The 23,368-nt window shown below is 66.9% G+C and carries 23 protein-coding genes; 6 read left to right on the top strand and 17 right to left on the bottom strand.

Features of this window, described 5'->3' with window-relative positions:
• Positions 1 to 12: 12 nt before the first annotated feature.
• The 5 genes from VGN82_RS24775 to fliL form a co-directional block, all read right to left on the bottom strand.
• The gene (locus VGN82_RS24775) at positions 13 to 3,489 is read right to left on the bottom strand and encodes a hypothetical protein (RefSeq protein WP_327529730.1); all 3,477 of its coding nucleotides are present in this window, start codon (positions 3,487 to 3,489) and stop codon (positions 13 to 15) included.
• Between the two features lie 112 nt (positions 3,490 to 3,601).
• Positions 3,602 to 4,438 carry a MotE family protein gene (locus VGN82_RS24780; RefSeq protein WP_327529731.1) on the bottom strand — a complete coding sequence of 279 codons (837 nt, stop codon included), beginning with the start codon at positions 4,436 to 4,438 and terminating at the stop codon, positions 3,602 to 3,604.
• A complete protein-coding gene (locus tag VGN82_RS24785) occupies positions 4,435 to 4,905 on the bottom strand; it encodes a DUF6468 domain-containing protein (protein WP_327529732.1) in 471 nt (156 codons plus the stop codon). Before VGN82_RS24785 ends, VGN82_RS24780 begins: the two co-directional genes overlap by 4 nt.
• Positions 4,906 to 4,918: 13 nt before the next feature.
• Positions 4,919 to 6,049, bottom strand: a complete 1,131-nt coding sequence (gene fliM, locus VGN82_RS24790; protein WP_327529733.1) for a flagellar motor switch protein FliM — start codon at positions 6,047 to 6,049, stop codon at positions 4,919 to 4,921.
• Positions 6,050 to 6,092: 43 nt separating this feature from the next.
• The gene (gene fliL / locus VGN82_RS24795) at positions 6,093 to 6,599 is read right to left on the bottom strand and encodes a flagellar basal body-associated protein FliL (RefSeq protein WP_327529734.1); all 507 of its coding nucleotides are present in this window, start codon (positions 6,597 to 6,599) and stop codon (positions 6,093 to 6,095) included.
• 288 nt (positions 6,600 to 6,887) lie between these two features.
• Here fliL and flgF point away from each other — a divergent pair, with 288 nt between their 5' ends.
• From flgF to flgH, 4 genes are read left to right on the top strand one after another with little or no spacing between them, the layout of a single operon-like run.
• On the top strand, positions 6,888 to 7,631 hold the full coding sequence (gene flgF / locus VGN82_RS24800; RefSeq protein WP_327529735.1) for a flagellar basal-body rod protein FlgF: 744 nt from the start codon (positions 6,888 to 6,890) through the stop codon (positions 7,629 to 7,631).
• A gap of 22 nt (positions 7,632 to 7,653) precedes the next feature.
• Positions 7,654 to 8,445, top strand: a complete 792-nt coding sequence (gene flgG / locus VGN82_RS24805) for a flagellar basal-body rod protein FlgG (RefSeq protein WP_327529736.1) — start codon at positions 7,654 to 7,656, stop codon at positions 8,443 to 8,445.
• Positions 8,446 to 8,462: 17 nt separating this feature from the next.
• Positions 8,463 to 9,536 carry a flagellar basal body P-ring formation chaperone FlgA gene (gene flgA / locus VGN82_RS24810; RefSeq protein ID WP_327529737.1) on the top strand — a complete coding sequence of 358 codons (1,074 nt, stop codon included), beginning with the start codon at positions 8,463 to 8,465 and terminating at the stop codon, positions 9,534 to 9,536.
• Positions 9,537 to 9,557: 21 nt separating this feature from the next.
• Positions 9,558 to 10,310 carry a flagellar basal body L-ring protein FlgH gene (gene flgH / locus VGN82_RS24815; RefSeq protein ID WP_327529738.1) on the top strand — a complete coding sequence of 251 codons (753 nt, stop codon included), beginning with the start codon at positions 9,558 to 9,560 and terminating at the stop codon, positions 10,308 to 10,310.
• Positions 10,311 to 10,603: 293 nt separating this feature from the next.
• Here flgH and VGN82_RS24820 read toward each other — a convergent pair whose 3' ends face one another.
• From VGN82_RS24820 to VGN82_RS24870, 11 genes are all read right to left on the bottom strand, one after another.
• Positions 10,604 to 11,314: a DUF1214 domain-containing protein gene (locus VGN82_RS24820; protein WP_327529739.1), complete on the bottom strand. Its 711-nt coding sequence runs from the start codon at positions 11,312 to 11,314 to the stop codon at positions 10,604 to 10,606.
• A 7-nt stretch (positions 11,315 to 11,321) separates the two neighbouring features.
• Positions 11,322 to 12,041 (bottom strand): DUF1254 domain-containing protein, encoded by a 720-nt coding sequence (locus VGN82_RS24825; RefSeq protein ID WP_327529740.1) that lies wholly within the window; start codon positions 12,039 to 12,041, stop codon positions 11,322 to 11,324.
• 401 nt (positions 12,042 to 12,442) lie between these two features.
• Positions 12,443 to 13,153, bottom strand: a complete 711-nt coding sequence (locus tag VGN82_RS24830; RefSeq protein ID WP_327529741.1) for a L,D-transpeptidase — start codon at positions 13,151 to 13,153, stop codon at positions 12,443 to 12,445.
• Positions 13,154 to 13,362: 209 nt separating this feature from the next.
• Positions 13,363 to 13,785 carry an RNA polymerase-binding protein DksA gene (gene dksA / locus VGN82_RS24835; RefSeq protein WP_327529742.1) on the bottom strand — a complete coding sequence of 141 codons (423 nt, stop codon included), beginning with the start codon at positions 13,783 to 13,785 and terminating at the stop codon, positions 13,363 to 13,365.
• A 173-nt stretch (positions 13,786 to 13,958) separates the two neighbouring features.
• Positions 13,959 to 14,993 carry a hypothetical protein gene (locus VGN82_RS24840; protein ID WP_327529743.1) on the bottom strand — a complete coding sequence of 345 codons (1,035 nt, stop codon included), beginning with the start codon at positions 14,991 to 14,993 and terminating at the stop codon, positions 13,959 to 13,961.
• Positions 14,968 to 16,341 (bottom strand): MBOAT family O-acyltransferase, encoded by a 1,374-nt coding sequence (locus tag VGN82_RS24845; protein ID WP_327529744.1) that lies wholly within the window; start codon positions 16,339 to 16,341, stop codon positions 14,968 to 14,970. The genes VGN82_RS24840 and VGN82_RS24845 overlap by 26 nt, the downstream gene beginning before the upstream one ends.
• A 93-nt stretch (positions 16,342 to 16,434) precedes the next feature.
• On the bottom strand, positions 16,435 to 17,448 hold the full coding sequence (locus VGN82_RS24850; protein ID WP_327529745.1) for an MsnO8 family LLM class oxidoreductase: 1,014 nt from the start codon (positions 17,446 to 17,448) through the stop codon (positions 16,435 to 16,437).
• 92 nt (positions 17,449 to 17,540) lie between these two features.
• Positions 17,541 to 18,497 (bottom strand): ABC transporter substrate-binding protein, encoded by a 957-nt coding sequence (locus tag VGN82_RS24855; protein WP_327529746.1) that lies wholly within the window; start codon positions 18,495 to 18,497, stop codon positions 17,541 to 17,543.
• 19 nt (positions 18,498 to 18,516) lie between these two features.
• Complete coding sequence (locus VGN82_RS24860; protein WP_327529747.1) at positions 18,517 to 19,263, bottom strand: ABC transporter ATP-binding protein; 747 nt, start codon at positions 19,261 to 19,263, stop codon at positions 18,517 to 18,519.
• On the bottom strand, positions 19,256 to 20,020 hold the full coding sequence (locus tag VGN82_RS24865) for an ABC transporter permease (protein ID WP_327529748.1): 765 nt from the start codon (positions 20,018 to 20,020) through the stop codon (positions 19,256 to 19,258). The genes VGN82_RS24860 and VGN82_RS24865 overlap by 8 nt, the downstream gene beginning before the upstream one ends.
• 264 nt (positions 20,021 to 20,284) lie before the next feature.
• Positions 20,285 to 21,814, bottom strand: a complete 1,530-nt coding sequence (locus tag VGN82_RS24870) for an acyl-CoA carboxylase subunit beta (protein WP_327529749.1) — start codon at positions 21,812 to 21,814, stop codon at positions 20,285 to 20,287.
• Between the two features lie 196 nt (positions 21,815 to 22,010).
• Here VGN82_RS24870 and VGN82_RS24875 point away from each other — a divergent pair, with 196 nt between their 5' ends.
• Together VGN82_RS24875 and VGN82_RS24880 are read left to right on the top strand one after the other, a co-directional pair.
• Positions 22,011 to 22,490: a carboxymuconolactone decarboxylase family protein gene (locus VGN82_RS24875; RefSeq protein ID WP_327529750.1), complete on the top strand. Its 480-nt coding sequence runs from the start codon at positions 22,011 to 22,013 to the stop codon at positions 22,488 to 22,490.
• Complete coding sequence (locus tag VGN82_RS24880; protein WP_327529751.1) at positions 22,490 to 22,975, top strand: RrF2 family transcriptional regulator; 486 nt, start codon at positions 22,490 to 22,492, stop codon at positions 22,973 to 22,975. Before VGN82_RS24875 ends, VGN82_RS24880 begins: the two co-directional genes overlap by 1 nt.
• Here the strand turns inward: VGN82_RS24880 and VGN82_RS24885 are convergent.
• Complete coding sequence (locus tag VGN82_RS24885; protein ID WP_327529752.1) at positions 22,972 to 23,358, bottom strand: DUF1801 domain-containing protein; 387 nt, start codon at positions 23,356 to 23,358, stop codon at positions 22,972 to 22,974. The genes VGN82_RS24880 and VGN82_RS24885 overlap by 4 nt on opposite strands.
• Between the last annotated feature and the right edge of the window lie 10 nt (positions 23,359 to 23,368).

A 23,368-nucleotide genomic window follows, 5' to 3' on the forward strand; every position in this document is an offset into this window, starting at 1 on the left:
CGCCGGAGCGTATCAGCTTCGTCCGGGCGCGGCCGCTCCCGGAGCCTGGGGCGCAGCGCCTGTCACGGCGGGCGTCGGGGCGGGCGCCTGTGGCGCGGCCTCGGGTTCAGGTGGTGTGGCCGGTGCATCCGACTTCCTCTGGCGCATCGCGGCTGAATAGGCCGGGTAGCGCTCGCGATAGGCCTGCATGAAGTCGGATAGGGTGTCGGCGCCCGCCGCTGCCGCGGCGCGGGCCATTTCGCGGATGTCGGATGCCCTGGAGCGGTTGGCGCCGGTGACGAAGGCGAAGGTGCGCGCGTCGCTGCCCTGCGCCATCTTGGTTGCGAACTTGCTGCGGAGCCGGTCGAGCGCCAGTCCCTCATCGGCCATGACATAGGAGATCGCGGCCCGCATCACGTCCGCGCGCGCGCCATCGCTGAGCGGCGCCTGGCCGCGCCAGGCCTCGTCGAGGATGCGCTCATGCGTCTCGCCCGCCTCGCGCCAGCGCCGCCCGGTCCAGAAGATGTCGGCGCGGAGGCGATCGACCTCGGCACCGCGCTCGCCCTCGAGCAGCTCAAGCGCCTGGTCGGTGCGCGACAGGTCCGACAATGCCTTGACCTCCAGCAGCAGCCGGGCGCGCTTGACGTCGGAGGGCAACTCGAGCAGTCGCGTCGTGCTCAGGGCGCGCAGCGCCTCGGCAGGCTTGCCGTTCATCAACTCGACCATGGCGAGCCGTGCGGCGACGGTCGAACGGGCCGCGCCGGTGAGGCGTCGTTCGATCTGATAGCGCAGGATGTCGCTGGCCTGATCGAGCAGGTCGAGGCCGATCAGGCGGTCGGCGAGCAGCCGAGTGATCTCATCGCCGCGCCGGCCGATCGGGAGGAACTCCCTGAAGTCGTAGAACAGCGCCAATGCGTCGATCCGCGGGAGCTGGTCGAGCCCGCCGCCGCCGAACAGGTCGGCGAAGCGCTGCGCAGTCTCGTCCTGCAGGCGCCGCGTCAGGGCATGGTCGGGGAAGGTCTCGGTTGCGCGACGCGCGATCTGGAAGGCATCGCGCCAGCGCTGCTGGTCGGCATAGACGCGCCCCAATTCGCCGAGGGATTCAATCTCCAGGTCGCCGCCGCGCCAGATGATCGAGACCGTCTCGAGACGCGCCAGGGCTTCATCCGGCGAGATATCGGAGCGCTTCTCGGCCTGGACGAGGCGCACAGCCCGCAATTGCGCCTCGGCTGCCACCGGCCGGCTGCGGGCCTCGAAGAGCGGTCGGTAGCCGACGAGGGCATTGTCCGGCCGGCCGCTGACATCGTCGAGCATGGCGCGGAGCAAGGCGAGGTGTTCCTGATCGACCGTTTCGGTTGGCAGGCCGGCGAGGGCCTCGATTTCACGCTCGGCGATCGTCATATCGCGCATGGCCAGCGCCGCGCGCGCCTTGGCTAGACGCAGTTCCGCCTGCAGTTCGGGCGGATAGCGATCGAGGAGGGTTTCGGCGCGGCGGAAGCCGAGCAGGGCCTGGGCATTGCGGCCACGGCGCTGATCGACGAGCGCGCGCCACAGGCCGGTTTCGGGATCGTCCTTGATCGGGGCCGCTTCGAAGGCCGTGGCGGCCTCCTGATGCCGGTGCATCTGGGCGGCGATCAGGCCCTTCAGGAAGAGCGCCTCGCGGTTGGACCGCATCGCCGGGTCGTCGGCCATCAGGCTCTGCAACGGACCCTTGGCCTCGGACAGCAGGCCGTTGGCGGCGTAGAAGCGGGCGAGGGCGAGGCGGGTCTCCGATTTCCGGGACCGGGACGCGCCGATGATCTCGCGCTGGAGCGCCCGCTCATGCTCGCGCACCGTGGGGACGATCAGCTTGCTCCATTGCTCGGGGTCGAGCAGGGGTGCCTGCGGCTTCGCGGCCTCGGCCTCGGTATCCTTCGTCTGCGCGGGGACATCGAGCGTCACCGTCAACCCGGCCGGCCGGCCGATGCGGATCTGTTCGGTGCCGGCCCGGACGACGACATCGTCGGAGCGCGGACTGACGGCCAGTCCGTGCGCGGTCGGCAGCAGGGCGAACTCGACGAATTGATATGGCTTGGACGTGACGCGCGTCGGCCCTGTCGCTGTGGCGACCGCGACGGGCAGGCCCGAGGGACCCGCTTCCAGCCAATGGACCCCGGTCATGCCGCGCAGCGGCACGGCGACGATCGTCTGCCCCTGTTCGTCCATGGCGCGGGCCGGCACCAGCGGCTCGGCCGGCTTGCCGCCCTTCTCGCCGAAGTCGAGCGACCAGGTCGTGCCATCGTCAAACAGGCGCGTCAGCGGTTGGCCGGCGAGGCGCAGCCGTACCAGGGCGACTTTGCCCTCGCGGGTCACGCTGGCATCCTCGATCAGTTGCGGCAGGAGGCCCTTGAGCGCGGCCGGATCGATCGTATCGCGGGTGTCGAAGACCAGGGTTGCCATTCCGGCCTCGACGAAGCCGGCGGCGCCGGTCTGTCGAGGAAAGCGAAAGTCGAGCCTTGTCCCGACGACGGCGACCTTCACCGCCTGCGGCGTCGGATCGACCGCGGGTGGGGCGGTCACTGCGGGCGTCGGCGCGGTCGGCGGTTCCAGCGCCGGCTGGCTCGCGCTCGCCGGGACGGTCGCCGGCTGGGCCGCAACGGGCTGGGGGGCGGTCGGCGCTGCCGTCGCTGCCGCAGCGGTGAGCGCGCCGACCGGATCGACCAATGCGGCTGCGGACAGTTTGGATGGCTTCAGCAGGTCGACGACGAGACCGTCCTCATCGCGGAAGCTGCGGAACTGCCAGTCCTTGGGCAGTGCGAGCGCCAGTGTCGTGCTGGACTTGCCGACATCGTGGGAAACGAGCCGCACGCCGCTAGGCAGCGCGGTCCGGATCGCACTGGGCTCGACCGTCATCGGCTGGTTGAAGGACAGCGTCAGCACGTCGTCGGCGAACACGGGCGTCAGGGTTGCCTCTGGCGGCGCTTCGAAGACCAGCCGTTCGAGTGTCGGCAGGCTCGCGCTGCGCACGCCTAGCGTCTTGCGCTGCTCTTGTGCCAGGCGCGCTGCCTCGCGGCTGCGGGCCTCCGCGGCACGCAGGCGCTCCGAGATCTCGGCGAGGACTTCGGGCGGCGGGCCAGGCAGGACGCCCGTCCAGTTCTCGGGCAGGATGTCGATGAAGGCGCGCTCGCCTGCCTCGATCAGGTTGGTGCGAAAAGGCCGGGTCAGAGCCAGCCGCATGCCGCGGCCATCGGGATCCACGCGCGCGATGGAGATATAGGCCGGCAGTTCGCGGGCGATCTTGGCGACGTCGACCTTCACGCTGCTGCCGAAGGCGACCACGAGCACGCCGTTGGACACGCGGATGCGTGTCGGCGTGGGTTCGTCGAAGGTCAGTGACAGGCGCCCGAAGCCCGGCGGCATGACGTCGCCGCGCAAGGTTGCGTCGGCGGCGAGCGCTGGCGCGCCGAGACCGGCGGCGACCGCGAGGGCGGACAGCCCGATGCCGAAGGCGAGGGAACGCGGGAGACGCAAAGCCGGACACTCACGCAACACGACACTGCCGGAACAGGCAGACGAGCCTGCACCGATCGTCGCGACGTTAGCGCGTCAAGGATAATGCAGAGTTAAAGGCGCGGGTTTCCGATCAGCGCCTCGGGGCGGGCGCGATCGCCGGCAGCTCGGTGCCGGGCAGGGTGGTCGGGTCGACCGCGACACGCTCGACGGCCGGGCTGCGCGCCATGGTCGCCAGCGCCACCGTGAGCTTCTCGGCCCGTTCGGGCGCCATCGCTGCGAGGACTTCCGACATCTTGCGCGGATTCATCTGCTGGACGACTGGCACGAGGATGTCGAGGCCGAGCCGGTCGAAGACGCGGGCGGCGTCCTTCGGCTTCATGGCCTCGTACATGATGACGAGGTTCTTGATCGCCTTGGCCTCTTCGCCCGCCTGCTTGCTGGCAGGGCCGCCTGCCTTGGTCTCGAGCTCCTTCAGGTCGCCGACGCGGCTGTCCAGCTTCTTCTCGGCGGTATCGAGCAGGCGCTCGCGCATTTCGAGTTCGCGCATGCGCGCATCGATCGCCTCGCGCCGCTCGCCCAGACGCTCGAGCAAAGCGCGCTCGGCGGGCGAGACCGGCGCAGCCACACCGTTCATGACGCCGGCCTTGTTCAACGGATTGGCGGCGCGGGCGGCTTCCTCCTTCGCCGCAGCCTCTGCCTTCTCCGCTTCCTTCTTCGGATCGGGCGCGGGCACGGAGCCGGTCGTCTCGGGATCGCGGTATTGGATGTCGGGCGAACGCGCGTGCGCGGTCACCTTGGCGAGGCCCCAGACCTCCTTCTCCGGCTTCGGCAGGGCGGCGGAGGTGATGGGCTGCGGCGCCGGCACTTTGCCGGGGTAGGGCTCCGCCATCCAGGCAAGCATCTTCAGCGCCAGGAGACCCATGGCGCCGAGGATGACGGCCGGAAGCAGGCGGGGCCGTTCGATCACGCAGCCTGACCCTCAAGGCGGCGGGCGGCGCGAGCCCGGATCGCGGCGGCGGACTGGGCGGCGGTCGTCAGGCGGGCCATCGGCGTTGCCTCGGCCGCGGCTGCCTGGGCGACGCCCGTGTCGCCGGCCGATTTCGGCGCAACCATTGTGGCGGCGCTGACGATCTGGCCGATGCGGTCCATGACGACCTGGCCGGCCTCGATCTGGGCGGCGAGATCAGCGGCGTAGCGCTCGGCGGTCTGCAGGCGCTCGGCGAGGGTGCGGTCGCAATCGCCGAGCGTCAGCTTGAGGCCGGCTATGGCGCGTTCGGCCGTGTCGGTCGCCGCGATCAGCGCGCCGACGGTCTGGCGCATGCCGGCTTCATCGGCCTTCAGGCGCTCGATCCGTTTGGTCAGGACGAAGCAGGTGATGATCGTGGCCACGAGCAGGCTGGCAACCAGCACATCGGCGATGAGAGTGATCGTCATGCTGGGCGCCTTGTCAGGAGGGTTGGCCAAGATGGTTGGTATCGAAGGCCGCCATCGTCGTCTTGGAGCGCCGCAGCGGGCTGACGATCTGGACGGCGATCTTGTCGTCGACCCGGCCGATGCGCCCGTCGCTGACGACGAAGTCGCCGCAGCGCAGCGAGACCGTCGAATCCGGGCGGGCATCGAACATCAGCGTGTCGCCGATCTCGAGATTCATCATCCGCTTCAGCGGCATCTGCGTTTCGTGGAGGACGCAGGTGACCGGCACCTCGGTCTGCCAGACCTCGGTCGCGAGATGGCTCTCCCAGATCGGGTCGCGGCCGAGCTTCTCACCCATGAAGCTTTCGAGCAGCAGATCACGGATCGGCTCGATCGTCGCATAGGGTAGGAGGAGGTGGAGAGAGCCGCCGCGCCCTTCCATGTCGAACTTGAGCTCGACGCGGATGGCGGCGTTGGCCGGGCGGGAGATCGAAACGAAGCGCGGGTTCGATTCGATCCGGTCGATCGTGAAATTGACCGGCGAGAGCGGCTTGAAGGCAGCCTCGGCATCGCCCAGCACGAGCGAAATCACGCGTCGGATGACGCGGATCTCGATCGAGGTGAAGGGGCGGCCATCGATGCGCGGCGCGGCCTGGCCACGCTTGCCGCCGAACATCGTGTCCAGCACCGAATAGATCAGCGAGGACTCGATCGTGACGAGGCCGAAATTGTCCCACTCCTCGGCCTTGAAGACCGAGAGCAGGGCGGGCTGCGAGATCGAGTTCATGTAGTCGCCGAAGCGCACCGAGCGGATGCTCTCGAGCGTGACCTCGACGTTGTCGGTGAAGAAGTTGCGCAGGCTGGTGGAGAGCAGGCGGACCAGACGCTCGAAGATGATCTCGAGCATCGGCAGGCGTTCATAGGAGACCGACCCTGAATCGACGATCGCCTGGATGCCGTTGCGGCCATCCTTGTCGTCGCCGAGGGAGAAACCGAGCATCGTGTCGATTTCTTCCTGGCTCATCAGGCGGTCTGTGCCGCCTTCCGATTCACCTTCCTCCTCGACGATGTCGGGCATGGTGGCCCATTCGGCCGCCATGCTCTCCGGGCTCAGGGGCGCGTCCTTGGGCGGCGCACCGGCATTGTCGCGATCGCTCGTGCTCATGGGCCTGTCGTCGCTTCCAGCTTGCTAGGCAGAATCCGGCCGGTCACTGAACCAGCAGTTCCTTGAACAGGACGGCGTCGACCTTGGCGGGAAAGACCGTCATGTTGACGCGGCGCAGCAGCTCTTCCTTGAGGCGATACATGCCTGCCGAGCCTTCGAGGTCGGAGGGACGCAGCTCGCGCATGAACACCTGGAAGGCGTCCTCCACGCGCGGCAGCAGCGGCTTGATCTCGTCAGAGACCTTCGCGTCGGCGGCTTCGAGCACGACCTTGATCTTGATGATCGGTTGCCTGTCCTGCTGCGGGCCGGCGGTGATGCCGATCATCATGTCCTTCATCTCGATGAAGGAGACCGGCTTCTTGACGTTCTTGGCAGCCTCGGCTGCGGCGATCTGTTCGGGCGAGGGCTTCTTGAGGAAGAACCAGCCACCGCCGCCGGCGGCTGCCAGCAGGATGACGCCGCCGACGATCATGATCAGCTTCTTCTTGCCGCCCTTCGGCGCTTCCTCGCCAGGAGCGCCTTCCTCTTTGGTCTTGGGCTTCTTCGCCATCGCCTGAACGCCTCGAAATCCGCGCGGCCAGCGCGCCTGCGCGGACCGTGGGAGCACCCTGAACAATCACGGTTAACGCCTCGTTAAGGAGGGCAATTTCTGCCGGGTCGATCTTGCCCGGCGGTTCAGGACTGCAGGGCTGTCCGCGACGCTGGAATTCATAGATAATAAGTTAAATCAACTACTTGATGGAATTAACCATGCTGGCACGCTGCTTGCGGAATGGTTTCCGTGGCCGCTGCGCTGGGGAGCGTCGAAGCGGTCGCGGAACAGAATCGGGAGACTGCCGTGGAGAACGCGCTTCTCGTCGGCCTGTCGCGCCAGGTGGCCCTGGCGCGTGAGCTGGATGTCATCGCCAACAACATGGCGAATGTCGGGACCAACGGCTTCAAGACGCGCTCGGCGCGTTTCAACGAATTCGTCATGCCGATCGCCAGCGCCGAGAGCTTCAAGCCGAGCGACCGGCCGCTGTCCTATGTCATCGACAAGGGCACTCCGATCGACCTGTCGCAAGGCGTGATCGAACGCACGGGCAACCCGCTCGACGTCGCGCTGCGCGGCGACGCCTATCTCGTCGTGCAGACGCCGAACGGCGATCGCTACACCCGCGCCGGTTCGCTCGACATCAATGCGCGCGGTCAGCTCGTGACCCAGTCGGGCCAGCCGGTCATGGGCGATGGCGGGCCGATCACCTTCGGCGCCAACGAAAGCAACGCCCGGATCGCCGCCGACGGCACCGTCTCCACCGATCAGGGGCAGCGCGGCAAGCTCCGGATGGTGCGCTTCGCCAATCCGCTCGCACTGGCCAGCGAGGGCACCAATCTGTTCGCCTCGACGGCCGCGCCGCTGCCGGCGGGGCCCGAGGCTCGCCTCGAGCCGGGCGCGATCGAGGGCTCGAACGTCAAGGCGGTGATCGAGATGACCCGCCTGATGGAGGTCCAGCGCTCCTATCAGAGCACGGCCAACATGATGTCGAAGACCGACGAACTGCGCAGCAAGGCGATCGCCCGCCTCGCCGACCAGCAAGCCTGAACGGGCTAACGGAGCCAAACCCATGCGCGCCCTTCAGACCGCCGCGACCGGCATGATGGCCCAGGAACTCAACGTCCAGGTCATCTCCAACAACATCGCCAACGTCCGCACCACCGGCTACAAGCGCCAGCGCGTCCATTTCCAGGACCTGCTCTACGAGAACTATCGGCGCGCCGGTTCGGCCACCTCCGACCAGAACACGCAGGTGCCGGCCGGAACCTTCGTCGGCGGGGGCGTGAAGACGGTGTCGACCGGTCGCGTGATGACCCAGGGCAACCTGACGCCCACCGAGAAGCAGTACGACATCGCGATCCGGGGCGAGGGCTTCTTCCGCGTCCGCCTGCCGGATGGGCGCACCACCTATTCGCGCGACGGGTCGTTCGACCTCGACTCGCAGGGCCAGCTCGTCACCCGCGACGGCTATCAGGTCGAGCCCGGCATCACGATCCCGAACAATGCGACGAGCGTGAGCATCAATGCGCAGGGCACGGTCGAGGTCATGCTGCCGGGCCAGACAGCACCGCAGCAGCTCGGCCAGATCCAGCTCGTGCGCTTCGTCAACAAGGTCGGCCTCGAATCGATCGGCGACAACCTGTTCATCGAGACGGCGGCCTCAGGCCAGCCGATCGAGGGCTTCGGCGGCGGCGAGGGCTTCGGCACGCTGCAGCAGAACTATCTCGAGGAAGGCAATGTGCAGGCGGTGACGGAGCTGTCCTCCCTGATCGCGGCGCAGCGCGCCTACGAAATGAACTCGAAGGTCATCACCGCCGCCGACCAGATGATGTCGGCGACATCAGCGATGTTCCGCGGCTAGGTCGAAGGTCAGGCATCATGATCCGCTCCGTCCTCTCCTTGTCCGTCCTGCTCCTGGTGGCGCCGTCGGCGCTCCACGCCCAGCCGCGCACCGCCGCCCAGCCGGGCGTTTCGGTCGCGGCGCTGTCGGCAGGCCAGACCGTGACCGCTCAGCCCGCGGCGCCGCAGGCTCCCCGCAGGCTGCAGCTGCGCACCGAACTGAGCCTGGCACGCGACCTCGTTGGCTTCGGCGACCTGATCACCGGCCTCGGCGCGGAAGCCGCCGCGACGCCGGCCTTCCGGGCCCCTGCGCTGGGCGAGACCGGTACGATCCAGGTCGCACGCATTGTCGAGGCCGCCCAGGCGGCGGGCATCATCCGCTCCGCGAGCGAACTCGAAAGCAACGGCTCGGCCCAGGTCGTGGTCACGCGCGCGGCGCGGCGGATCACGGCCTCGGATATCGAGGCGGCAGTAAAGACCGGGCTTCAGGAGCGCTACGGCATCGATGCTCGCGCCTTCGCCCTGGCGATCGACGGCGGTGCGCCCACGATCGCGGTCGAGCCGGAGCTGACCGGCGACGTCGCCGTCACCGATCTGAGCTATGACGCCCGCGCGCGGCGGCTCCAGGCGCGTGTCTCCGTGCCGGGCAGCATGGCGATGCGCCTGAAGCCGGTCCGCATCGGCGGCCAGCTCGTCGAGACGATCGAGGTCGTGGTGCCCAAGCGGGCGATCGCGCGCGGCGAGACGCTCGACAAGGCCGATGTCGTTGTCGAGCGCCGTCCGCGCGACGGCCAGGTTGCCGATCTGCTCGGCGATCCGCGCGCCGCCATCGACAAGGTGGCGCGGCGGGCGCTGATGGCCGGCCTGCCGCTGCGCGCCGGCGACGTCCAGCGCGAGGAGATCGTCGCCAAGGGCGACCTGGTTACCATCGTCTACGAAACCAAGGGCCTGACCATCACCATGCGCGGCCGGGCCGGAGAGGCCGGCGCGATGGGCGATGTCGTCACCGTCACCAACCCTCAATCCAAGCGCGTGCTGCAGGGCACGGTCAGCGGGCCCGGCCGGATCTCGGTCCAGGCCGCCTCGGCCGGCCGCATCGCCAGCGCCCAGTAATCTCGTCGCGGAAAGCAAGCCATGACCAAGATGACCCTCCTCAAGCTCTCCGGCGTGCTCGTCGTCGGTGCCACTCTCGGCGCCTGCGGCGCAGCCGACCGGCTCGCCAATGTCGGCGCGGCGCCGGCGCTCTCGCCGATCGAGGATCCGACGGCGGCCAAGGGCTACAAGCCCGTGCAGATGCCGATGCCGCAGATGGAGCATGCCTCCTTCGCACCGAACTCGCTCTGGCGCACCGGCTCGCGCGCCTTCTTCAAGGACCAGCGCGCCCGTCAGGTTGGCGACCTCGTCACCGTCAAGGTGAAGATCACCGACCGGGCCCAGCTCGAGAACACCACCAAGCGCAGCCGCAAGAACGGCGAGGATTTCGGCGCGTCCCGGATCATGGGTTTCGAGAACAAGCTCGACAAGTTCCTGCCCGACGGATCGAGCGCCGGCGAACTGCTCAAGCTCGATTCCGAAGGCTCGAGCGAAGGCTCGGGCTCGGTGCGCCGGGCCGAGCAGCTCGCAACCAACGTCGCCGCCGTGGTGACCCAGACGCTGCCGAACGGCAACCTCGTGATCGAGGGCAAGCAGGAGATTCGCGTCAATTTCGAGGTGCGGGAGCTGATCGTCGCCGGCGTGATCCGGCCCGAGGACATCGAATCCGACAACACCATCGAATCCGCCAAGATCGCCCAGGCGCGCGTCGCCTATGGCGGCCGCGGCCAGATCACCGATGTCCAGCAACCGCGCTACGGCCAGCAGGTGATGGATATCCTGCTGCCCTTCTGAGCCCCGCTACTCCCCCAAACCCGGTCGGCGCGGAACGCTCCCCGCTTTCCCCGCGCCGCAACCGGCCGGCGGTCTCTCCCGAGCCGCCGCATCTCCCGGCCGCCCGCCACGCTCCCCAAGCTCAAAAAGGTTGGCGGCCCGAAGCCCCGCGTTCTCCCGACGCGGGGCTTTTCGCGCGTGCGGAAGAGGGGCGGGAAGGTGGGGTGGTGGGAAGGCTTCCGCGAGTGGGCGACGGACGCTGCGTCCGGCAGCCCAACAAGTGCGGAGCTGCCGGATTCTCGTGCCGGCGGGTGCTATGGCACGACCTCGAAGTCGGGCAATTTCCAGCTGCGGTCGAAATAGGGCTTGTCGGGACCATAGAACCTGAAATAGGCGAACCAGGCCTTCTCGGGGATCGTCTCGATCCAGTTGTTCTCCCAGCCCTCAGGTGCCTTGGGACCGACATAGAGATTGACGCTGCCGTCCGGGTTCTTCCGCAATTTCTCGTTGCGCGACGAGATGTCGGCAACCTGCGTCTTGTTGTCGAGTTGGACGCGGTTGTAGGTGTCATAGAGCGTGAGCGACCAGAAATTCTTGGCCGGCACGTTCGGTGGCACATGCAGGCGATAGGTCTTGCTGCCGTCGAACCACTTGTCGTCCTTGTCCTTGTAGGCTCCGAGATAGGCCGAACCCACTCCGGGCGTCTTCGTGATCATGCCACTGGACGAGGTGACAGCTTCGTAGAAGTAATCGGTGCGCTCATCGAGTTCGGTATAGCCGGGCTTCTCCTGTCCCGGATCGAACATCAGCACATAGGCCCACTTCGCGTCGTCCCTGTAGTAGGAGTCAGGAAAGCGCTTGGCGTAGGAGATGTTCATGGACATCAGCTCGCCCATCAGTGCGCCATCAGCCAGCAGCTTCCTGATGCGATCGCTGGGCTTGAACGGCTTGCCCTTTTCGATGCCAAGCGGCGCCAGCATCGCCATGATCATGCGGTCACGCTCCTGTACCGGCTCCTGCTGCATGTACTCGTCAAAGCGCTGCCAACTCGATCCCCCGCGGCTGAACCTGGGACCAGGTCTTGCCATTGACACCTCGCGTCTTCTGCGCGGGCGGATTGTTCCGCTGGGCATAGGGATAGATTCGGAAGCCCTTCTGGACCTTCGCAACATTGTCCGCGCCGGCGTCGAGCACACGGACGCCCGCGAAAAAATTGTTGGTCGTGACGGGCACGACGAAATAGCCTTTGGTGTTCGCTGGCGGTTTCTGACCGGGGCCGACCAGCAGGAACTTGCCGCCCTTACCCTTGTCCGGGCCGACCTGGCCGAGATCCGACATGGGCCGCTGCCAGAAGTCCATGATCATGCCGCCCATGCTGGCGGCAGGCACCTCGACCACGACCGGCCCCTTCTGGAGGTTGCCGAAGGTGATGACGTAGGGGGTGGTAAGGTTGGTGGTGAGAATGCCGATCTTGTCCTTGAACGTGGTGTAAAGAACCGTCTCGTTCTCAGCGGCACCGATCTCGTTGAGATGGGCATGCTTCCATTCAGCCATCGCGACGAAGGGGATCGCCCAGATGTAGGCCTGCGTCGCGCGCTGGAAGTCCATCTGGTCGTAGATGCGGCGCTCTTCCTGGGCGTTGGCGGGTAGTCCGAACTGGAGCTTGAGATCGCCGATCGGCGTTTGAACCGTCTCAACCGGGGCAGCGTGAGCCGCAGTTGCTAGTAGGCCTGCGAGCGCAAAGGCCGCCAAATTTGTGCTTTGTGGTGCCACAGCAAACACTCCCGATCATCGGTGCGCACAATATGCTGGCTGGAACCCCCCGTACGTCTTCCGCCGCACGAGGAGACGCTATCAGCAACGCCCGGTCTGGCAAGCCGATGAGAGCGACGAAAGCCCTCTTGAGCGGGGGGAGAAGTCGTGCTCGAGCGGCGCGATGGAGCCCTCTCCCGGGAAGGGGGCTCTCCGCGTCCTCGTCCGAGAGAATGGAGAATAGCCGTCGCCTCTTCGCGAAGCGCGTCGCGCAAAAAGAGCCCCGCTCCTTGCGGGGGGCGGGGCTCTTTAGTAGGAAAAAGATCCGAAGTAGGAAAAAGATCCGAGGCTGATGGCGCGGAATGGCCTCTTTGCGCGTAGGTCGGGCGGGCGTCGCCCGCTCAAGCCCGCAGGACGACGACCTTCGTCTTGACCGGCGTCTGCTGGTACAGATGGATCATGTCCTGGCTGAGCAGGCCGACGCAGCCGCTCGTGACGCCCGAGCCGATCGATTCCGGATCGCTGCTCGCATAGATCGTGTAGAGCGTGTAGGCGCCGTTCTGGTAGAGGTGCAGCGTGCGGGCGCCGAGCGGGTTTTCGAGGCCGCCGGGCATGCCGCGGGCCCAGACCGCCACCTCGGGCTGGCGCTTGATCATCTCCTTCGGCGGCGTCCAGGTCGCCCATTCGGACTTGCGCCCGACATAGGCGTCACCACTCCAGCGGAAGCCGTCGCGGCCGACATTGGCGCCGTAGCGGGTGGCGTTTCCGTCGCCTTCGATGCGGTAGACGTAGTAATTGCCGGGATCGACGATGATCGTGCCAGGGGCTTCCTTGGTCTCGTAGCGCACCGTCCGGCGGAAATATTTCGGATCGACCTTGCTGATGTCGGCCGCCGGAATCGGGAACTTCTCCTCGGGCACCGGGCCGTAGAGCTTCTGCGCTTCGGCGACGCTCATGCCGTCGGAGGTCACGCAGCCGCCCAGTCCCACTGCACCGAGACTGGCGGCAGAGCCGACCAGAAACGACCGGCGATCGAGACGTCCCGCCCGACGCCCGTCCATGGCGATTTCGCCCGTCCTGCCGGCTTCGGCCTTGCCATTGTCGATGATCATGATTTTCGACTTTCCATGCACTGCTGCCGGACGGGCCAATGCCCCGGCATACACCCACTGAACGCCAATCTCGGCCGAGATTGCCGCCAGACCGTCCGGCTGGCAACCCGGGTCCTCGCGACGCGGTGAATTCCGCGCCCCTCAAAAAAAAAGGGCCCCGCTCCAGTTGGGGACGGGGCCTCTCGAATGTTGTGACGACCGCCCAAGGCTCAATCGTCGCGGAAGACCCGCTCGTTGCGCTCGTGGCGTTCCTGGGCTTCGAGCGAGAGCGTCGCGATCGGGCGGGCTTCGAGGCGCTTCAGCGAGATCGGCTCGCCCGTCTCCTCGCAGTAGCCGTAGGTGTTGTCGTCGATCCGGGCGATGGCCGATTCGATCTTGGAGATCAGCTTGCGCTGGCGGTCGCGGGCGCGCAGCTCGATCGCGCGGTCGGTCTCGGACGAGGCCCGGTCGGCGATGTCGGGATGGTTCTCGCTTTCGCTCTGCAGCGTGACGAGCGTGTCCCGGGCTTCCTTGAGGATCTCTTCTTTCCAGGCCAGCAGCTTGCCGCGAAAATATTCCCGCTGCCGGTCGTTCATGAACGGCTCATCGTCGGTGGGCTTGTAGTCCGCGTCGAGGGTGATCTGCTTCGACATAGGCGCACTCTCTGATTGTCGTTCCCCAGCGCCCACCGACCTTGCCGTAGGAGGGCCGCCGATTTGGCGCCCTTATAGCGAGGGACCCGTCCCGGAACAATCGGCTTGGCGGAAGCGTCCAACGCTATCCGCGAAGGCGCCGTTTTGCCCCCGCACGGCCGGGTAAACGGCCCTCAGCGCATCCTCGCCAGTGCCGCCGCGATGTCCGCCTCGACCAGCCGGGCGATCGGCTGGCGGTAATGCGTGTGGTCGAAGAACTGATTCGGGTTGCGCAGCTCCGGACGATCGGTGCGCCAGTCGATCAAAGCGGTCCGCGGGCGGCGCTCCGCGATTCGCCGGAAGGCCTCCCGACAACCCGCATCTGCCGCGGCATCGGCACTGCCGGGAATGGGCAGAACCTTGTGATAGACCGGGGGCCTGACGAGGATCAGCGCCGTTCCCGGCACCGTGTTCATCAGGGCCTCGAGCGCGTCGGCCGCGGCATAGGGGCCTGTCGCGTTGCCACCACTGCTCTCGCCGGGCGTTTCCAGTTCGGCCCGCTTCTTGGCATCGCGGTCGTAGCCCAGCGAGACATAGTTCTCCTCATAGTCCCAGTAGCCGTCGGGCCGCGCCCGCGCGCCCTTGCCGGTGGCGAGATAGGTGATGCGACGCTGGAACTCCTCCAGCACGTCGAAGCGCAACAGTCCGGTGAGATACTCGGCAGAATCGCGGCTGTAGAGCCAGAACGGGAAGGGCTTGGCGTTCGGCATCGCCGGATCGGGCGTGCACCACAAGGCGTCGACGCCGACGATCACCGCCTGCGCCGGTTCCTTGCGGTTGCGCAGGAACCAGTCGATCAGAACCAGCCCTTCCTTCGGGCCGGATGCGGGGGCGATCAGCGAGACGAAGGGGATGCCCGTCCGCGCCCGCAGTTGTTCCGGCGAGAGGAGCTGCACGTGGGAATTGCCGAAGATAGCGGCACTGAAGGCCGGGTCGCGCCCGCGGCTGGCGGCGGCTGTGCGTGGTCCCTGCGGGCGCACGCCCTCGGGCAGGGAGAGCGGGGTGCGGCCGGTGCCGTAGGGGTCGATGAGGTAGGCCAGCGCGAGCGTGCCGATCAGCAGCGAGGCGGCCGCGACCGCGAAGGTGCGAACGAACCCGCCCCAGGGCGTGGGGGGCGTGCGTGCGACCTGCGGCGCCTCGCGCTCAGAACTGGAAGTAGATGAACTCATAATTGGCGTCTTCGCCGATCTTGAAGAGGATGAGGACGAACAGAGCCGCAGCGATCACCGCAACCCAGCGCGAGGGCGGCAGCCGGTTGACCAGCGCCCATGCGGTCGGCCCGATGATGGCGAAGGCCGCTGCCGGGAGCAAAGCGCGCCATTTGAAGCCGCTCCCGATGGGCGCAAGGCCGAACAGACCCTTGTAGATCGTGAGCGCCGCATCGAAATTCGATGCCCTGAAGAGGACCCAGCAGAGCGTCACGAACAGGAATGTCAGGAGCCAGCCGAGCAGGGCCGGCATCGGCCATCCCGCCCGCCGCCAGAACAGAGCGACGATGAGCGCCAGCCCATGGGCCGCGCCCCAGGCGACGAAGGTGAGACCGGCGCCGTGCCAGAGGCCGCCGAGCACCATGGTGGCGAAGAGCGCCCAGACCTGGGTCGGCAGGCCGCTGCGCGAACCGCCGAGCGGAATGTAGAGGTAGTCGCGCAGGAAGCGCGACAGCGTCATGTGCCAGCGGCGCCAGAAGTCCTGGATGCTCGTCGAGCGATAGGGCGTCTCGAAGTTCTGCGGCAGCACGATGCCGAAGAGCAAGGCGAGGCCGAGCGCCATGTCGGTGTAGCCGGAGAAGTCGAAATAAATCTGGAAGCCGAAGGCTAGGGTGCCTTGCCAGGCCTCCGCCATCGACACGACCTTGCCGGTGGCCGCCGCGGCGAAGACGGGATTGGCGTATTCGGCCAGTGGGTCGCCGAGCAGGACCTTCTTGGCGAGGCCGGCGGTGAGCAGCAGGAGGCCCTGGCCGAAGCGCTTGGCGGCGTCCTCCCGCAGATAGGGCCGCTCCTCGAACTGGTGCATGATCTCGCGCCAGCGCACCAGCGGCCCGGCCAGCACCTGCGGGAAGAAGGCGATGTAGAGCCCGTAACGCACCAGGTCATAACGCGGAGCCTGCCCGCGCCTGAGATCGGTCAGGTACATGACGTGGTGGAAGGTAAAGAAGGAAATGCCGAGCGGCAGGGCGAGCTCGATCTTCGTTGTCGGCAATCCCGGAATCAATCCAGCGAGATCGGCGAAGAAGTTGAAGTACTTGAACAGCGCCAGCAGCAGGAGGTTGACGACGATGGCGACGGTGATCAGCGCGCCTGCCCGGGTCTTCTGGAAGGCTTCCGCGATTATCCAGTTCAGCCCGATCGAGATCACGAGCAGCGGCAGGAAACGCCAATCCCACCAAGCATAGAACGCCAGCGACAGCGCCAGCAGCAGCGCAAGGCGCCATTGCGGCGCAAAGCGCTCGACCAGCCAGTGCAGAGCGAGCGCGAGCGGCAGGAAGGCGAGCAGGAAGGCGAAGGAGTTGAAAAGCATCTGGCCGACGGTGCTGCGGGAGCGCTCGCCTTAGAGGATTCTGCCGCGAAAGTCATGTCGCAGGGGCGTGATGTCGCAGCCGCGGACTGCCGCTCAGGCGTCGAGGCCGAACTCGCGAGCGAGCACCTTGTAATTGCGCAGCCGCAGGTCGGGATCGTCGAGGAAGTCCTGGACCATGAATTCCTCGGCGCCGGTGATCTCGGCCATGCGCCGGAGCCTGGCCTTCACGCTCGCCGGCGTGCCGACGAGAAAGGCCGGCCAGTCCTCATTCCCGGCCCGGACCATGCCGCCCATGATCGCGATGGCTTCGTCGAGCGTCGGCAGGTTCTCGACCATGATCCGCTCCGGGCTGCGCCGCAGCTTGAATACCGCCCGCACCGGCATGGCGAGGCGCTCGGCCTCGTCCTGCGTCTCGGCGATGATGACGCGCACGGCGATGAAGGCCTGCGGCCTGGCGATGCCGGCCGCGTGCGGGGAGGGGCGAAAGGCCCCGCGATAGGCCGCCATCGAATGCGGTGCCTGCTCCGGTTTGTGGAAAGCGCTGCAGGCGAGGCCGAGGCCCAGTGTCGCGGCGCGTCGCGCGCTCTCTTCGCTGACGGCCAGAATCCAGGGCAGGGGGCCGGGCGACTCGTCCCGCATGATGCCGATGCCGCGGAATGGCGAGGTTGCCGGCAGGTCATTGCCGAGCCAGCCGATCAGTTCCTCGACGCGTTCGGCCTGATCGTCGGGGATGTCGGCGTCACGCAGTCGCCTCAGGGCCTTGTCGGCGAGGGGGCCGGCCGTCGCGCGCCCGATGCCGACATCGATGCGGCCGGGAAAGAGCGCGTTCAGCGTCCGCATCGCCTCCGCCACCTTGTAGGGGCTGTAATGGTTCAGCAGGACACCGCCGACGCCGATGCGAATGCGCGACGTGGCCCCGGCGAGCGCGGCGGCGAACACCTCCGGGGCCGGATTGGCCTCGAAGGCGACATCGTGATGCTCGACGATCCAGTAGCGGGTGAAGCCGAGGCGCTCGACCTGCTGCGCCATCATGATGGCGGTGCGCAGTGCGCCGCCAGAGGTCGAGCCCTTCGGGATGACGAGCGGGTCGAGGATCGAGAGTTTCATGCGGCCGGCCGGGTTGGCGAAGAGGAACGCCGGCCCGACGGCCGGCCGGATCAACGGAAAGAGGCGCCCGCCAGTGGCAGGCGCCGTAGAGGTCACTTCAGGGTGAAGGCCGAGGGCGCGATCAGCTTCGCCTTGAGATCCAGCGCCTTGGCCTTGGGCAGCATCGCCGCTTCGATCATGAAATCCTGGTCGGCGGCGAGGTTGGCGACATCGGCGTCGGTCATGACGGGGGTGAAATCGTAAAGCGGCAGCTGGGCCCGGGCGTCCTCGAGCGAGATCTTCTGTTCCTTCGCCGCGATGGCCAGCGCCTCCTCCGGGTTCTTCGCCATGAAGTCGAGCGCCTTGTGGTGGGCGGCGAAATAGGCGGCGACGAGGTCGGGGTGCTGTTCCAGGAAGGCGGTGCGGGCGCCGATCACGGTCGTCGGCTTGATCAGGCCTTCACCGCTGGTAAGGGCGCGTCCGCCGGCTTTCTCGACCAGCGTGACGTTGGCGCCGGCCAGCGTCGCGACATCGACCTGCCCGGCGAGGAGCGCGGCGCGCGCGGCCGGCAGATCCATGTTGATGTATTCGACATCGGCCAGCGTCAACTTCTGCGAAGCCAGCGCGGCGACGAGCAACTGGTTGAGCACGGTGCCCTTCGGTCCGGCGATCTTCTTGCCCTTGAGGTCGGCCAGCTTGGGGAGGCCATCGGCCCGGGTCATCAGGAAATAGGCCTTCGGCGAACGGGCGTAAGCCGCGACGATCTTGAGCGGCACGCCATTGGCGGCGGCAAGGATCGCAGAGGTGCCGCCGAGCACGCTGGCGATGTCAATCTCTCCGGCAGCGATCGCCTGAGTCTGCTGCGCGCCAGAGGTGATCTCCGGGCTTTCGACCTTGATACCGAAGGGAGCGAAGGCCTCGTCCAGGTACCCCTTCTCGCGCATCACGATCGAGGGGACGTTGAAGGGCGCGGTGACGTAGGTGATGCGCACGGTCTTGGGCTTGTCCGCGGCTGCGGCCGGGCCGAGCAGCAGGGCGATCGCAAGGCCGATGGAGGCGAAGAGTTTCATGACGGGCTCCTGTGAAGGGTCAGGCCGGGCCGGCCGGGGCAGATGAGGGAGCTTGCATCAGCCGCGCGAGGATGCGCCGGCGATGCAGGTTGGCTTCTGGGGCCGTCGGATCGCGTGGGTGCGGCAGGTCGAGAGTTTCATGGCCGACGACGCGCCCGGACTGCATTTCCAGAACCCGCTCGCCGAGCAGGACGGCCTCCTCGACATCATGCGTCACGAAGACGATGGTCGGGCTGCGGCGCTGCCAGATCGCGACGAGTTCGTTCTGCATGGAGCGGCGCGTGAAGGCGTCGAGGGCGGCGAAGGGCTCGTCCAGCAGCAGGAGCTGGGGTTCCAGCACGAGCGCGCGGGCGATGGCGACGCGCTGCGCCATGCCGCCCGAGAGCTGGCTCGGCATGGCGCGGGCAAAATCCGCGAGACCGACCAGCGCCAGCGTGTCGGCGCAGCGCTGCTCGATCGTGGCTTGTGGCAGCCGGCCGCGCAGGCCGAAACCAACATTTCCGCGCACGTCGAGCCAGGGCATCAGCCTGGCTTCCTGGAAGACGACTCCAATGCGCGGCGGGCCGTCCTCGCTGCGCCGGATCTCACCTTCGCTCGGCGTCTCCAGCCCGGCGAGGACGCGCAGCAGGGTGGTCTTGCCGCAGCCGCTGCGCCCGACCACCGTGGTGAAGGAGCCCGGCGGAAAATCGAGCGTCACATCGGCGAGGGCCGTGACCTCCGCGCCGTCGACGCGGTAGCGCCGGCCGATGTTCGCGAGCTCAAGCACGGGCCATCTCCAGATCGCCCGCGAGCCAGGGCGCGGCGCGGCGGATCGCAAAGCGCAGCAGATGGTCGGCGAGGAGGCCGAGCCCGCCGATGACCAGGATGCCGGCCAGCACGATGTCGGTGCGCGCCAGGTTCTCGGCGTCGACGATCATGTAGCCGAGGCCGGCCGAGGAGGCGATCAGCTCGGCGCCGACGAGCGCGCGCCAGCTGTAGCCTAGGCCGACGCGCAACCCGACGACGATGGCTGGCAACGCCGAGGGCAGCACGATCCTGAGCATCATCTCGGCGCGTGAGAAGCCGCAGACGGTGCCGACATCGATCAGCTTCCTGTCGACGGCGGCGAAACCGCCGCGCACGCCGAGGAAGATCGGGAAGAAGCAGGAGAGGATGATGATGCCGATCTTCTGGGTCTCACCGATGCCGAGCCAGAGCATCAGCAGCGGCATCAGGGCCAGCGGCGGGATCTGGCGCAGGAATTCGAGCAGCGGCTCGAGCGCAGCGCGCAGCGGCCGGCTGAGCACGAAGAGCAGCGCGAGCGGGACCGCCAGCGCGATCGCCAGCACATAGCCGAGCGCCACGCGTCGCAGGCTGACGAGGCTGTGCCGCAGGAGTTCGCCGGAGGCAAGCAACTCGCCCGTCGTTTCGGCCACCGTGGTGGGGCTCGGCAGCAAGAAGGCGCTGACCCAGCCGGAATGGCTGGCCAGCCACCACAGGCCGATGGCTGCGGCAAAGACTGCGATGGTAATCGGGCGAGGCAATGGAGTGAGCCAAACTAAAACGGGCGGCTCTTCAATAGAACCCCTCACTCGAATGGCAAGTAGTGGCTGATAGCTCCAAATGTCGCAGTTGTTATTTAAAAATATTCTAATTGCAATCTATGAGCGCTAAGATCTTGCCGGTCTTATGTCCTCCCATGATCGGCCTCGTGTCGATCATGGGGGGCGAGGGGAGGCTCGTCGGGAAAGGCCTGGAGAAGGGGCAAGCCCGGCTGAGCGGGTCGACGCCTGACTTATCCCGAGCGCTCAGAGCGGGATGTTGTCGTGCTTTCGCCAGGGCCGCTCGACGCTCTTCGTGCGCAGCATGGCGAGCGCGCGGGCGATGCGGCGGCGGGTCGAGTGCGGCATGATCACCTCGTCGACATAGCCGCGCTCGGCCGCGACGAAGGGGGACATGAAGCGATCCTCGTATTCCTTGGTCTGGCGGGCGATGGTGTCGGCGTCGCCGCCGCGGAAGATGATCTCCACCGCGCCCTTGGCGCCCATCACCGCGATCTGCGCGGAGGGCCAGGCGTAGTTGACGTCGGCGCCGACATGCTTCGAGGCCATGACGTCATAGGCGCCGCCGAAAGCCTTGCGCGTGATGATCGTGACCAGCGGCACGGTGCATTCGCTATAGGCAAAGAGCAGCTTGGCGCCGTGCTTGATCAGGCCGCCATATTCCTGCGCCGTGCCTGGCAGGAAGCCGGGAACGTCGACGAAGGTGACGATCGGGATCTCGAAGGCGTCGCAGTAGCGAACGAAGCGGGCAGCCTTGCGTGAGGCGTCGGAGTCGAGCACGCCGGCCAGCACCATCGGCTGGTTGGCGACGATGCCGACGGTGCGGCCTTCGACACGGCCGAAGCCGGTGACGATGTTGCCTGCATAGGCCGCCTGGATCTCGAAGAAGTCGCCCTCGTCGACCGTCTTCAGGATCAATTCCTTGATGTCGTAGGGCTTGTTCGGATTGTCCGGAACGAGTGTGTCGAGGCTCATGTCGACGCGATCAGGCACGTCGAAGGACGGCCATTCCGGCACGCCGACCGTATTGTTGGCGGGTAGGAAATCGAGCAGGCGGCGGACCTGCAGCAGCGCCTCGACATCGTTCTCGAACGAACCGTCGGCGACGGAGGATTTCGTCGTGTGGACCTTGGCGCCGCCGAGTTCCTCAGAGGTCACCGTCTCGTTGGTGACCGTCTTCACCACATCGGGGCCGGTCACGAACATGTAGCTCGTGTCGCGCACCATGAAGATGAAGTCGGTCATCGCCGGCGAATAGACGTCGCCGCCGGCGCAGGGGCCCATGATGACGGAGATCTGCGGGATCACGCCCGAGGCCGCAACGTTGCGCTTGAAGACCTCACCATAGCCGCCGAGCGCGGCGACGCCCTCCTGGATGCGAGCGCCGCCGGCATCGAACAGGCCGACGATTGGCGCACGCATCTTCAGCGCCATGTCCTGGATCTTGATGATCTTCTGGGCGTGGGTCTCGGAGAGCGAGCCGCCGAAGACGGTGAAGTCCTTGGAGAAGACGAAGACGGTGCGGCCATTGACCGTGCCCCAGCCGGTGACGACGCCGTCGCCGGGGATCTTCTCGGCCTTGTCCATGCCGAAATCGACGCAGCGCTGCTGCACGAACATGTCGAACTCCTCGAAGGAGTCCTTGTCGAGCAGGAGCTCGATGCGTTCGCGCGCCGTCAATTTGCCGCGCTTGTGCTGGGCTTCGATACGGCGCTCGCCGCCGCCTTTGCGCGCGCCTTCGCGGCGAACTTCGAGCTGGTCGAGAATGTCTTTCATGATGGACGCCCCGGAGCCGACGAACAGTGAACCGGCTTCCGGATTAAGGGGCAGGCCGCGCGCTGTCCATTGCTCGAACGTCGGAAGGGGGATGGGGGATTTTTAATAAGGATAATTGACATCCTTAAGGATATTAAATATCCGTAATTACGGGCGACGGATGGGCCGCCCGAGCAATGAGGAATGGGGAAGCGTGATGACGCAGCGTGTCGAATACGGCCGGCTCTCGGCCGATCTCTTCAAGAAGTACGCGGAATTTTCGATGGCTCTGAAGAAGAGCGCGATCGAGCCCGGTTTGCGCGATCTCGTGAACATCCGCGCCTCCCAGCTGAATGGCTGCGCTTTCTGCGTGGATATGCATGTGAAGGAGGCGAAGCTCGCGGGCGAGCGCGAGCTGCGCGTGCACCATGTCGCGGTGTGGTGGGAATCGCCGCTCTTCAGCGCGCGAGAGCGCGCGGCACTGGAATGGACGGAGGCGCTGACGAAGCTCGCCGATAAGGGCGTTTCCGACGAGATCTATCTGCGTGTCCGCGAGCAATTCGACGAGAAGGAGATCTCCGACTTGACCTTCGCGGTCATGGCCATCAACGGTTGGAATCGGGCGAGCGTCGCCTTCCGGGCGGTTCCGGGCTCGCAGGACGCGGCCTATGGACTGACCAAGGCAGGCCTCAGCTGATGCAGCTCAAGAACCAGGTCGAGTGGGCGCTGCATTGCAGCGCGATCCTGGCGGGCTTGCCCGCCGGCCGCTACCTGGCGACCAAGGCGCTGGCGGAGCTCCACGGCGTCCCGAAGGAATATCTGTCGAAAGCCCTGCAGGGGCTTTCACAGGCGGGGCTGGTCGAGAGCACGCTGGGGCCCTCAGGTGGCTACCGGCTGGCGCGAGCGCCCGCCGGGATCAGCTTCCTTGACATCGTCGAGGCGGTGGAAGGCAAGGGGCGAACCTTCGCCTGCACCGAGATCCGCCGCAACAATCCCTGCCGGCCCGCCGGCCTCTGCGACAGCAAGCCCTGCGCGATAGCGCGGGTCATGTGGGAAGCGGATCGCGCCTGGCGGGACAGTCTCGCCGGCGTCAGCCTCGCGGATCTGGCGGTGACACTCAAAGAGGACATCCCCGCCGAGTTGTGGCGGAAGACCGGGGAATGGGTCGCCGAGCGAACCTAGCCGGGCTTGGTCGGGTCGCCCAACTCGGTGTTGAGCCGGACGGCTTCGGTGATCAGCGCGGCGACGGTCCCGGTACCGACGGCATCACCTTCACGCAGAACGATATTGGCTAGCTCGAACTTGCCGCCCGGTTTCAGGCGCGGCTCGATCCCGCGCAGGCGCTTGCCGCGCCAGAAGCCGAACAGGACGCGCTCGGCCTCCGCCCGGATCAGGCAGAGGGGACCATTCGAGACATAGACGAGATTCGTCCATTTGATGCGCTCCTCGAGTGCCGCCGCTGCGAGCACGTCGCGGCGCAGCTGTTCGACAAGGGCGAGTTGCCACCCGGTCAGTGCGGCGACATAGGCGTCAGGCGAAGCGGCAGTGGGGCCCATCATCGCCATCGCCGTCCCC

The organism is Allobosea sp., assembly GCF_035999205.1.
GTDB lineage: Bacteria > Pseudomonadota > Alphaproteobacteria > Rhizobiales > Beijerinckiaceae > Allobosea.